Raw genomic sequence first — 12,247 nt, 5'->3', positions numbered from 1 at the left:
TATTTTTGACATTAATTATTTTTTTTCAATTGAAAAAGAAAAATTATATTTACGTAAGCGAGCAAGAGTAGACGATCACAGTGTAAAGCCTCGCACGAAAAAAGGTTGAGTAGGTAAATCCTGAAAAGTTGAGCGGAGATATACAACTACAAGTATAATGGGAAAGAGTTGTAGGAGACAGGGATGTATGATTATGGAGCGAGGATGTATATGCCCGATATTGGAAGATGGGGTGTGGTGGATCCGTTGGCGGAAATGTATCGTCGTCATACTCCATATGCTTATGCTGTAAATAATCCTATTTATTTTATTGATCCAGATGGAATGCAAATTGATCCCGCAAGTCAAAAAGAATGGGATAGATTAAAAGGGTTGTTACTAAAATACGGGATGCATTACAAAGTGATGTAGATAAAATAAATCAAAAAGCTAAAGATAAAGGATGGGATTCTAAAACTTTGACATCTAAGATGGGTGATAAATTAGATAGGCTTAATAATGTTAATCAATCCTTGTCTAGTATGTCTACATTAGAATCCAGTGACCAGATGTATAGCCTTAATAAAATGGAAGGAAATGACGGAGTTACTACGTATGACAAAAATACTGATGCTGTTGTGATAGGTTATGTGAATGATGCCAATTTCGTTCACGAAATGACACATGGTTATCAGTTTGAAACAGGAGATATTGCTTTTGATGTTGCAAGTGGAAATTCTTTAGCACAGGATTTAGATGATGAAGCTATGGCGTATAGAGCACAGGCTGCATTTGACCCTTCATCTTTTGGTGGAATTTCGGTAAATAAAGTCAATAATAATTTTCTTACAACTTTGTCAGATCAAAATGGTAATAAAGTATATGGAGTAGGGGGAACAGCTAAATCAGGCTTATTTGGAGTTACAATTAATTCTACTGTAGGGCAATTAAGATTAGCATACCCTCAAGCAAAAGAAGCTTTAAAGAATTTGGATCAAAGCATAAAATTGAGAGATTTTCAAGGTGTAAAATTTAAAGGAAAATAAAATGTTTAAAATACTGTTATTACTATCTATGATGCTATTATTTTCTTGTCATGCACAGACAAAAAAATATATATTAAGTGAAAATTATTCATCTTTAGAGGAACCATCCGAATATAATCTTCAATTAAAATCTGATTCTACATTTGTGTATAAGATTGGATTTAATGGAAGTTTATTATCAAAATGTAAGGGAAAGTGGACATACATAAAAAAAGCTGATTCTATTAGACTATATTGTGAAACAGAATCAGCTCTAGAAAGCTTAACAAATACATATATGTCTGAACGAATAAATTCCTTTAAGATTATGAAGAAAGGTAAGGTTTTACGAAATAAAAAAATAATTTTAAAATCTAAATAAGATGAGGCTGTCCCAACTTTTTGGACAGCCTCTTTTAGTTTATAAAGCAGCTACATTTTCTGAAAGAAATCTTTGAATTTTTTGGTAGTGAGCATTTTATACACCATTTTAAAAATCATTGATCTATCTTCCCCCTGCTCTACGAATTTTACAACTTCGTAGCAGATAAACAAAGAGAGGCTGTCCAAAAGGGCAGTCTCTTTGTATTTCATAGTGCTTGAAGCTTGATTTTGTAAATACCTCAGAAGGTTTTTACAGTTTTACCGAAAACCGTTATATTTACCAGTATAAAGATCATTTAGGTATGGTAATACTCCAGAATATAAGATATGAATCCGTCTTTTTTGTTGTGAGACGGATTCTTGTTTTATAAAGGTATAAAAGCAATGGCATCCACTTCTATCATCATGCCGTCCAGTGCTAATTTTTGAACGGGAATTAAAGTACTGGCCGGAAATTTATTATTCTTCCATACTTTATGCATTTCTTCTGTCCAAATGCTGAGTTTTTCCTGATCATGGTCAACAATAAGCACTGTGATTTTAAGGACATGATCAGTATTCAAATGATATTCTTTAAGTACTGTTTCCAGATTTTTTAAAGCGAACTGAACTTGCCTTCTAAAATCTCCGGAGAGATTATGATGTAAGCCTTCTCCACCACTTTGCCCGGATATAAATACATAATTTCCGTTACCTATACTGTTTGTTGCATGGGAAAAAGCAAAAGGAGCAGGATCAAAAAGAGTTTCCGGATTTTTATATTCGATATTTGACATATTTTTATTGTTTTCAGTTGGTAAACAGCTTGCAGAACATATAAAAAAAACGGATGAAATCAGCAGATATCTTCCTTTAGATATACTATTTTTAAAATTAATCATAACTTATAAAATTTGAATGTCAACAACTGTAGTGCTTTAATTGATGAGGCAAAGTTAGGCTTCATCATTTTTCAAAACATATACATATGTTGAGAGAATTTACATTTCATTTCATATTGTCCGGATTTTTATTTTTCCTGAAGATTATTTTAGAACATTTACTCAGGTTCTTTGATGTACGATTAGAACGCATAAATAGGCTACATACTGTTTTTTAGGTAATTGAGCAGCGTGATGAATTTTATCCTGTTTTGTTTTAAGTTTCTATTATTTTTATTCAGCTATTTCATGATCCATAATAAAAATATATTTTTGCAGTCAATAAACATGAATTATAGTTGATAATCATGTTGATGAGAAAAACTAAAAACCTAAACTTGAAAACTAATTAAGCTATGAATACATTCATTCTAAGAATTCATCACAATACATTGTTGTCAACAATGTAAATCACATTAAGTCCTGGAAGTGTCTTTAGCATCAAGTCATGTTTTATCAATATGACTTATCGGATTATTTTCTCCAATCAAAAGGGTACCAATATAGAAGGATTCCATTATTGATTTTAGAAAAAAAGAAATGCTTTACACTTGTTCGAGGAGGTTAAAAAACAAATAATTAAATAATAAACCAATCAATTTTTACGATCATGACAAAAAAACTACTAATCATTGCCTTTGCAGGCTTATCAAGTACCATGGCTTTTGCAGCCGATTTATATGTGAGAAACGGCGGAGCCGGTGGAGCTTACTCTACTGTAAGTGCAGCAATTACAGCAGCTTCAGATGGAGACCGCATCATCATTCAGCCTAAAATAAACGGGACAGCTTATGTAGAAAATGTGACCATCAATAAGTCACTTACTTTTGTTTCCGAAACCAATTATAACAAATATATCATTCAGGGGAATATTACCATCAGCCCGGCAGCCGGAAGAGTGGTGACTATAAGCAGCCTGAGTACCGGGACAACCGGCAGCTATAATTTAGAAGCAAACGCAGCAACATCTGGCGGAAGAACTACCATTAATCTTTTGAACTGTGATCTGAATAATGTTTTTACTTATCAGGTTAATACCACAACCAATATTTCCGGTTGTAATTTGAAAGGGAATCTGGTATTTTCCCACGGAATATGTACCGCCAACAAAACAGGGTTTATCAGTATCTATTCCATGGCGCCGGATACCATTCCTGCGGCATCTGATATTGAGGTATATGGTAATATATCCAATGGAGGGATACAGAATTCACAAATCAATTATAATTTTAAATTCTACAATAATTTTAGTACCGGCTTTAATGTTAGCAACCTTAAAACAGGAAGTTCTAACGAAATCATTAACAATACAGTTTATAATCCCAACCCTGGTGATTTGGCCCCGTTTAATATTAATATAAATGGTGCTGCTGCAGGAAATATTGCCATTATGAATAATGCTGTTTCTTTTGTGGTGGGACAAACCAATGTCTGTATTCAAAACAGCAGCAGTAATGTGAATGTAGTCGCGACTTATAATTTATTTACGAATCCGTTCATAACTCAGGGTAATATAACCCAAAGTAATAATTCAGGGACTGTCAATATGAATTTCGATAGCACAGCATATACAGTAACCGGGATGAATGTAAATGCAGGAAATCCTGATGTAAAATATACAGACTTAGACCTAACCAGAAATGATGTTGGCCATTATGGAGGTTCAAACAGTTGGGCCAATTACTGGCCTGCTGATAACGGAGGAAAACCTCAGGTGAACTATCTGGTAACGCCAAGAACAATAAGCAGTGGTACATTAACCATTAGCGGATCAGGTTTTTCTAAATAATTACTAATGATATAACAAAATATGAAGAATTATATCTATAGTATAATCGCCCTGTTTATGATAACATTGTGCCCTGCACAAATATTCGTAAGCCAGGCCGAATATTTTTGGGATACCGATCCCGGAACAGGAAATGGTACCCCGGTATTGGCTGCTGATGGCAGTTTCAATAGTGTTTTTGAACAATTAACCAAAACAGGCATTGCTACACCTGGTAACGGCCTGCATAAATTCTCTGTCCGTATCAAAGATAATACGGGCACCTGGGGACCGGTTTTTACCAATGTTATTGATGTTCAGCAACCTGTAACATCAAATATTATGTCTCTATCTCAGGCAGAGTATTTTTGGGATACAGATCCTGGACCAGGAAATGGTACTCCGGTATTGGCTGCGGATGGAAGTTTTAACAGTGTTTTCGAACAATTAACCAAAACAGGCATTGCTATACCTGGTAACGGTCTGCATAAATTCTCTGTCCGTCTCAAAGATAATACGGGTACCTGGGGTCCGGTTTTTACTAATATTATTGATGTTCAGCAACCTGTAACATCAAATATTATGTCCCTATCTCAGGCAGAGTATTTCTGGGATAATGATCCGGGCGTAGGAAACGGAACTCCGGTATTGGCAGCTGACGGAAATTTCAACAGTTCTTTTGAGCAGCTGACCAAAACCGGAATAGCTTTACCATCTAATGGGTTGCATGTATTTAATGTTCGTATCAAAGATAATACGGGTGTTTGGAGTCCTGCTTTTAAAAATGTTATTAATGTACAAACTCCAGTTCCTACTGGCTGCTGGCAGAGTATTAGTGCAGGATTTAATCATTCTGCAGCAATAAAAACAGATGGAACGCTATGGGCATGGGGAAGTAATTCCAATGGCCAGCTGGGGGATGGTACTACAATAAGCAGAAATGTGCCTATCCAGATTGGAACTGCCAATAACTGGCTGAAAGTAGAAGCCGGATATTATTATACGGTTGCTATCAAAGCAGATGGTACGTTATGGACATGGGGTAAGAATGATTCCGGACAATTAGGTGATGGATCTAAAACAGATAAATTTGCTCCGGTTCAGATAGGAACTGCAACAGATTGGAATAGCATCAGTGCCGGATCCAGTCAGGCTTTCGCTGTCAAAACCAATGGAACACTTTGGGCTTGGGGGTCTAATGCATTTGGAGTATTAGGAAATGGTACATCCACAAGTTCAACAGTACCTGTCAAAATTGGAACCGCAACAAACTGGCTGAAAATAGTTGCCCGAAATTATTATTCGGTAGGTTTAAAAACAGATGGTACATTATGGGCATGGGGTTTTAATAGCTATGGTCAATTGGGAGATGGAACAACCACTGATAGAAATGCACCCGTCCAGATCGGAACAGCTACGGATTGGAGCAATATAGGTATTGGGGGTGCTCATACCATAGCACTCAAAACAGATGGTACAATATGGTCTTGGGGCTATAATACGAATGGGGAATTAGGAGATGGAACAACAACTAATAAGCTCACTCCAGCACAAATGGGAACTGCAAACAATTGGCAGGATATAGCTGTTGGCTCTAATTTTGTGTTTGCCAACAAAACAGATGGAACACTTTGGTCCTGGGGAGCCAATGCTAAAGGACAATTAGGAAATGGTACAAATGGCACAACGAATACCACCTCACCAAAACAAGTGGGAACCTCTTCAGATAATGCATTGATGTCTGCAGGATCTTTACATGTTCTTGTAAAAACGGCTGATGGCAGTTTAAAAGTTTGCGGACAAAATGTTTCGGGTGAATTAGGTGATGGAACTACTAATAACAAAAATACATTTACACCTATTAGTTGCCCTTCAAATTGCCTTCCTCCAACACAGTTCTCAACAACTAATGTTACGGCTGCAACAGCTACCCTTAACTGGACAGGATCAACTCCAGCTCCTAATGGCGGTTATCTGTATCTTTACAGTATGAGTCCGATTATTGGAGGGATAGATGGTTCTGCTGCTTCTTCAACAGTCAATTTAACAAACTTATTACCTAATACTACTTATTATTGGTGGGTAGCATCTAATTGCGGAACCAGCCAAGGGAACTGGGTATCCGGAGGTTCCTTTACCACGCTTCCTGCAACCGTAACAGCTTGCTGGCAAAGTGTAAGCTCAGGACTAAACCATTCGACAGCAATAAAGTTAGATGGAACATTATGGACATGGGGTAGTAACTCGTATGGTCAGTTAGGATGGGGGAATTCCAGTTCAGAAAGTACTCCAATACAAGTAGGAACGGCAAATAATTGGAAGAAAGTTGCTACTGGGAATTATCATTCTGTAGGTCTGAAAAAAGACGGAACAATATGGGCCTGGGGACAAAATCAGTACGGGCAGCTAGGAGATGGAACTACAAGTTTAAAAAACACTCCAACAAGAGTGGGAACAGCTACAGACTGGGTAAATGTTGCCGTTGGAGACTTTTATGTAATCGCTCTAAAGTCTAATGGAACATTATGGGCCTGGGGAAGAAATAATTACGGGCAGCTGGGAGATGGTACAACTGTAGATAAAAATGTACCTGTCCAGATTGGAACTGCAACTGACTGGAAAATTATTTCTCCGGGATCACAACATACTTTCGCGATAAAAACAAATGGGACACTTTGGGCCTGGGGCTCAAATACCAATGGCCAATTAGGTGACGGAACATCAACATCAAAAAACGCTCCTGTGCAAATTGGAACCGCAGCAAACTGGATAAATGCGGTGGGAGGTTCCGGCCACTCCTTAGGTTTAAAATCAGATGGAACACTTTGGACATGGGGAACCAATTACCTTGGCCAATTAGGTGATGGAACAACAACCGGAAGACAAATACCGGTACAAGTGGGAACCGCAACAAACTGGCGCAGTATTTATTCTAATTATGATGATTCTTCTGTAGCCGTAAAAACAGACGGAACACTTTGGACATGGGGTAAAAATGAATCAGGTCTATTAGGTGACGGAACTTTGATCGATAGGCATATTCCAACACAAGTTGGTAATGTATCCGGTATACAGAGTGTTGCAGCAAATGTATATAATATGTTCGTGATAGATTCCAATGGAATTCTATCAGCTTGTGGCGGTAATGTTTATGGCCAGTTAGGAGATGGTACAAAAATTCAAAAGCAAATTCTTACTACTCTTGCCTGCCCTATAAGTTGTGATCCTCCTGGTCAATTTTTGGCTGCTAATATCACTTCTTCAACGGCAACACTTAGCTGGACAGCAACAGATTCATCCAATCTGCCTTCTAATGGCTATAGATATCTTTACAGTACAAATCCAGTTGTTGGAGGTATAGAGGGAACAACAGCCTCTGGTGCATCTTCAATAACGAATTTAACAAATCTATTACCTAATACCACTTACTACTGGTGGGTGGCGTCTAATTGCGGAACCAGCCAGGCTGATTGGGTTCCTGCAGGTTCCTTTACTACACTTCCTACATTCGAGGCAGGATGTTGGGAAAGTGTAACTTCGGGATTCTTCCATACAACGGGTCTTAAAAAAGACGGAACATTATGGTCATGGGGTGATAATCAGTATGGGCAGCTGGGAGATGGGACAACAATCTCTAAAAATAATCCGACACAAATTGGGTTTGGAGATAATTGGAAGAAAATAGTTGCGGGATCTAACCATACATTAGCCCTTAAAACAGATGGAACACTTTGGGGCTGGGGAAGTAATTCATTTGGACAATTAGGTGATGGATCTACCACCAATAGAACTGCCCCTGTACAAATTGGAACTGAAACAGACTGGGTAACTATTGCAGCCGGAGATAATTTTACATTAGCTATAAAATCTAATGGAACACTTTGGGCCTGGGGTAGAAACACCATGGGGCAATTAGGAGATGGAACAGGCATAGATAGAATCACGCCAGTACAAATTGGAACGGCAAATGATTGGCAAACCCTATCCAGCGGCAAATACCATACTTTAGCCGTAAAAACAAATGGAACCCTATGGGGATGGGGGCTTAATACCAACAGCCAACTGGCAGTTGCAAGTGTAAATTATATATATACTCCTACTCAAATAGGAACAGCTGCAAATTGGAAAAATACAGCTGCAGGATTTGCCCATTCGCTAGCCCTTAAAACAGATGGAACACTTTGGGGATGGGGATTTAATTTTGATGGGGAATTAGGTGATGGAACAAGTAATAGTAAATCTACACCAACACAAATAGGAACAGCAACAGATTGGCAGAGTGTTAGTGCTGACAAGAATGATTCCTCAGCAGGAATAAAAACAGATGGCACTCTTTGGGCATGGGGTCGCAATAACGGGCAATTAGGTGATGGTACAAAAGTGAACAGATTAGTTCCAACACAAATAGGAACAGCTGCCGATACAAAAAGCATTGCCGTAAGTATGAATAATAGATTTGTAATAAACACCAAAGGGTTTTTATCAGCCTGTGGTCTTAATGACAAAGGACAGTTAGGAGATAATACCAATATTTCAAAACCAATTTTCGTACCTGTTGCCTGCCCTACAAGTAGTTTAGCTGTTTCTGAGGTTGCTGCAAAAGCAGATCAGCTGAAAGTGTATCCAAACCCGGTACAGGATATCCTTACGATCTCTTATGATCAGAAGATTCTTTTTGTAACGGTTTACAATGCGGCAGGACAGCTGATTCTTACCAAAGCAATTAATGATACAAAAGGAACAATTGATGCTTCCGGATTCGTATCAGGAGTTTATCTGGTTAAAATAAATGCTGTAAATGATTTTGTAAAAACAGTAAAAGTTATCAAACGATAAATTCTATGGTTACCGATATTAAGGTTTAAAACCTTCGTAACTTTGGTCTTTTCTGAATAGATAGCGTCACTTATTTTTAGGTGGCGCTATTTTTTTATAGAGCCGGGAATGTGTATAAATTGTATATTTAGTTTTTAAAAATCTCAGAATGAGAAAGATTGATACCCTGGAGAAATACATCGTAACTGAAAGTTTTGAAGAACTGAGCGCACTTAACAGCCAACTGATCTTCTGGGTGGATTGGCGGGAAGAAGATGATGCCATTGTAGAATATTGTGAAAAAAGCCTTAATACAGGCGTTCTACAGGTTGAAATGACTTATAGCGGAGATGATCTCTTCCTTACCATACAATACAAAGACCAAACCTTTACAGAAAAAATTATTGACCGGGATCCTACATTGATTTTCTTAAACAGGGTAATACAGCCAGATTATGAAATCAGATTCTATAAAGGAAGCGATGGGTCTGATACTTTAGCCTTTTTACCATTATCAAAAGCAGAATGGCTGGAACTAGAAAATATTCATGGCAAAGAAAAACTGGAACGTTTATTTGAATCTATCAATCAGGATACCCAAATGTTCAGTAAAGAATGGGATTTTGAATTTGAATAGATCAAACTCTCAGAAATTCACTTGATAATAACCGATTATAATTTAAAAATCATGAAAAAAATACTGTTTATTGTTTTTCTTCTGTTCACCCTTTCAGCCGCAAGTGCCCAAACTCTGGAATCTGGAAGCCGCAGCACAACGGGCTATATCAGATCAGACGGAACTATCGAAAACAGCAGTCGTTCCACGGTGGGCTATATTAAGTCTGACGGAACCATAGAGAATAGAAACCGCTCAACAATCGGATATATCAAAAATGATGGCACCATAGAAAATCAAAACCGTTCTACTGTAGGGTATGTTAAAAAAGATGGTACCGTAGAAAGCAGCAGCCGGACAACCCTGGGTTACATTAAAGATGACGGAACCGTAGAAAATAGCAGCCGCAGTACCATTGGCTATGCTAAAGGTATTAAAAAAGAATGGGCCGCAGTAGTATATTTCTTTTTTAAATTGGATTGAAAATGAATAACAAAGAAATAATTTGATCTGCCATACCACATCGCTTGCGTTTATTAAAATAATCCTATAAACCTATTCCGAGCAGGAGATCTCGGAGCATGAATAAACTTTAAAGGTCATATAGATTTCCCCTGAAAGGTTAAATTTTAACACCGGGAGTATAATCCAAATTAGCGGTCTAGTCTGTAAATAAACTCCTCAATTTCCGTTTGTCTGGCATTCGCAAAACCTTTATCTGTACCAATCCTGATAAATCCACAATTCTCCAGAACCTTCTGCGAACTCAGATTGTCAAAAGCAACGCGCCCAAAAACAGGCCTGGTTTTTTCAATCATGAGAAGATCTTTCAACGCTTTTGTGGCAACGCCCTGTCCCCAGAATTTTTTATCAATCCAATACGTGATTTCTGCATCACCTTCCATCACAAATTTGGCAATGCTTCCTGCAATAACGGTATCTACAATAATGGTTTGATTGTTAACAGCAGGATCACTGAGTAATCTTGTATATTTTGCCAGGTAGGCTTCTTTATTTTGGGAATCCTTTGATGTAAATGCCGCCTGATAATTAGCTTCCTCATCAAGCTGGATTTGAAAAAGTATCTCCAGGTCACTAACTGCGGTTGGTCTTAATTTTATGTCTTTCATTTTGAATAATTGGTGGTTGATCTTCAAATATAATTAAATACCAGGATCAGCAAATCATAATAGCATGTCGTGTTTATCAGAAATGCAGAAAACATAAAATGTAATACACATTTAATGCTGAGGTAATTCCCATGAAAACAGAATCCGGTAGTTTCGTAAGCAATTTAATTTATAAGGCATTATTAAAAAAATTAAACCATGATCCAAAAACAGATATTAGGTTGGATGCTGATGCTTGCAGTAGCAGGAGTGGGTTGCCAGAATAACCAGCTAACTTTAGTTCCACTGGAAGAAGAGCTTCCGTTGAAAATGAATACCAATAGAACTTTAGCAGCAGATGTCAGTGTTAATCCTTATGTAAATACCAGTGCTTATATCAGCTCAGGCTTCAGTTTTTTAAATCCGGCCCAGGTTAACAAAAACCGTCAGGCCATTGGCGGAAACGCTTACACAGAAGTCTACGGATTTAATATCCCGGAAGAGAACAGGGTGAGGGGAATCCGCTGGAATACCGATGATGAAACTACACCCATCTGGCGACCACAGGGTATTGCAGGGTTTACCAAAGATGGGGTCCGGTATCTGCTGGTGAGCTGGTATGCAAAGGATGACGCCGAATATAAAGGCTCCCGTATTACCCTGATAGACATCAGTCCAGGTTCAAACACCTATCTCACGTACAGGCATATCCTGTTGGTACAGCCGGATATTCCAGCCAATATTACCAATTATACACAATATGGTTCTTATGCTCCATTGAAGGTACATGCCGGAGGAATTGCGTATTTTAAAGGTAAAGTATATCTCAGCAGTACCAGTCTTGGAGTCCGGATATTTGATCTGGATAAAATTATTGAAGTAAGTACAGGAGATGTTACCAATGATAAATGCGGTAAGGATGCCAATGGAAATCTATTTGCCTTCAACTACCGGTATATTTTGCCTCAGACAGGGTATCAGAAGATCAACAATGCCAGCCCTTTCTCTACTATACAGGTGAATGATGAAGGAAATCAGCTCTGGACCGGCCAGTACTATGCCGGCAGTGCGGATGCTTCCATTGTTCCTAGAGTCTTTGGTTTCCCTATTGATGCCGGCGGAACACTTCAAAACTCAGGAATCGTGAGTGTAGCTCCCAGGAACAGTCTTTTTGCCGATAATCATGCCCATGGCATACAAGGTGTATTCCGAAAAGGAAACAGAACATGGCTATCCTGCACCGGATCTCCAAGCAACTCGTATGGCTCTAATGCAAGGCTGGCAAGATATACAGATGGAGCCGATGATACTGTACGCTACAGGTGGCCATATGGTGCAGAATCCCTTTATTACGAATCCCAATACAACTATCTGTGGAGCCTCACAGAATATGAACCCAATGCCGGAGCCCAGAACGGAAGCCAGGCAAACCGATGTATTTTTGCAGTGGATTTTTCTAAATATGAGTAGTCATAAGTTTTTTGTAAGACTTATAAAAAATGAACTTACTTAAACTTTGGTAATGAAAAAGCGATTCTATTAAATCAGCAATTTAGAGTTGCAAAAAAAAATAATATTTTACAATTTAATATATTTTTATTTTATTATTGATAAATGTAAAATTAAAATAT

Annotated in this window: 9 protein-coding genes and 1 pseudogene; 7 read left to right on the top strand and 3 right to left on the bottom strand. The window is 38.0% G+C overall.

Annotated elements, in window-relative coordinates; translation table 11 throughout:
- Window positions 1–141: 141 nt before the first annotated feature.
- Both EG339_RS24815 and EG339_RS21500 read left to right on the top strand, forming a co-directional pair.
- Window positions 142–333 (top strand): annotated as a pseudogene (locus EG339_RS24815) (RHS repeat-associated core domain-containing protein); the annotation flags it as partial.
- Window positions 334–521: 188 nt separating this feature from the next.
- On the top strand, window positions 522–1,025 hold the full coding sequence (locus EG339_RS21500) for a hypothetical protein (protein ID WP_123871986.1): 504 nt from the start codon (window positions 522–524) through the stop codon (window positions 1,023–1,025).
- Between the two features lie 411 nt (window positions 1,026–1,436).
- Here the strand turns inward: EG339_RS21500 and EG339_RS24385 are convergent, their stop codons facing one another.
- Both EG339_RS24385 and EG339_RS21495 read right to left on the bottom strand, forming a co-directional pair.
- The gene (locus EG339_RS24385) at window positions 1,437–1,598 is read right to left on the bottom strand and encodes a hypothetical protein (protein WP_164466473.1); all 162 of its coding nucleotides are present in this window, start codon (window positions 1,596–1,598) and stop codon (window positions 1,437–1,439) included.
- 155 nt (window positions 1,599–1,753) lie between these two features.
- Window positions 1,754–2,164, bottom strand: coding sequence for a RidA family protein (locus EG339_RS21495; RefSeq protein ID WP_123871984.1), 411 nt, complete (start codon window positions 2,162–2,164; stop codon window positions 1,754–1,756).
- A gap of 754 nt (window positions 2,165–2,918) precedes the next feature.
- On the opposite strand from EG339_RS21495, the gene EG339_RS21490 reads away from it, so the two are divergent.
- The 4 genes from EG339_RS21490 to EG339_RS21475 all read left to right on the top strand — a co-directional run bounded on the left by EG339_RS21490 (window position 2,919) and on the right by EG339_RS21475 (window position 9,990).
- Window positions 2,919–4,097: an autotransporter outer membrane beta-barrel domain-containing protein gene (locus EG339_RS21490; protein ID WP_123871982.1), complete on the top strand. Its 1,179-nt coding sequence runs from the start codon at window positions 2,919–2,921 to the stop codon at window positions 4,095–4,097.
- A gap of 21 nt (window positions 4,098–4,118) precedes the next feature.
- The gene (locus tag EG339_RS21485; protein WP_123871980.1) at window positions 4,119–8,912 is read left to right on the top strand and encodes an RCC1 domain-containing protein; all 4,794 of its coding nucleotides are present in this window, start codon (window positions 4,119–4,121) and stop codon (window positions 8,910–8,912) included.
- A 148-nt stretch (window positions 8,913–9,060) separates the two neighbouring features.
- Window positions 9,061–9,528: a hypothetical protein gene (locus EG339_RS21480; RefSeq protein ID WP_123871978.1), complete on the top strand. Its 468-nt coding sequence runs from the start codon at window positions 9,061–9,063 to the stop codon at window positions 9,526–9,528.
- A 51-nt stretch (window positions 9,529–9,579) separates the two neighbouring features.
- A complete protein-coding gene (locus EG339_RS21475) occupies window positions 9,580–9,990 on the top strand; it encodes a 5-fold beta-flower protein (RefSeq protein WP_123871976.1) in 411 nt (136 codons plus the stop codon).
- Window positions 9,991–10,160: 170 nt separating this feature from the next.
- Here EG339_RS21475 and EG339_RS21470 read toward each other — a convergent pair whose 3' ends face one another.
- Window positions 10,161–10,637 carry a GNAT family N-acetyltransferase gene (locus EG339_RS21470; RefSeq protein ID WP_123871974.1) on the bottom strand — a complete coding sequence of 159 codons (477 nt, stop codon included), beginning with the start codon at window positions 10,635–10,637 and terminating at the stop codon, window positions 10,161–10,163.
- Between the two features lie 198 nt (window positions 10,638–10,835).
- Between EG339_RS21470 and EG339_RS21465 the strand changes: the two genes are divergently transcribed.
- Window positions 10,836–12,086, top strand: a complete 1,251-nt coding sequence (locus EG339_RS21465; RefSeq protein WP_123871972.1) for a hypothetical protein — start codon at window positions 10,836–10,838, stop codon at window positions 12,084–12,086.
- The last annotated feature ends 161 nt before the right edge of the window (window positions 12,087–12,247 follow it).

The sequence above is a fragment of the Chryseobacterium bernardetii genome, assembly GCF_003815975.1.
Classification (GTDB): domain Bacteria; phylum Bacteroidota; class Bacteroidia; order Flavobacteriales; family Weeksellaceae; genus Chryseobacterium; species Chryseobacterium bernardetii.
This window is presented reverse-complemented; position numbering and strand designations above follow the sequence as displayed.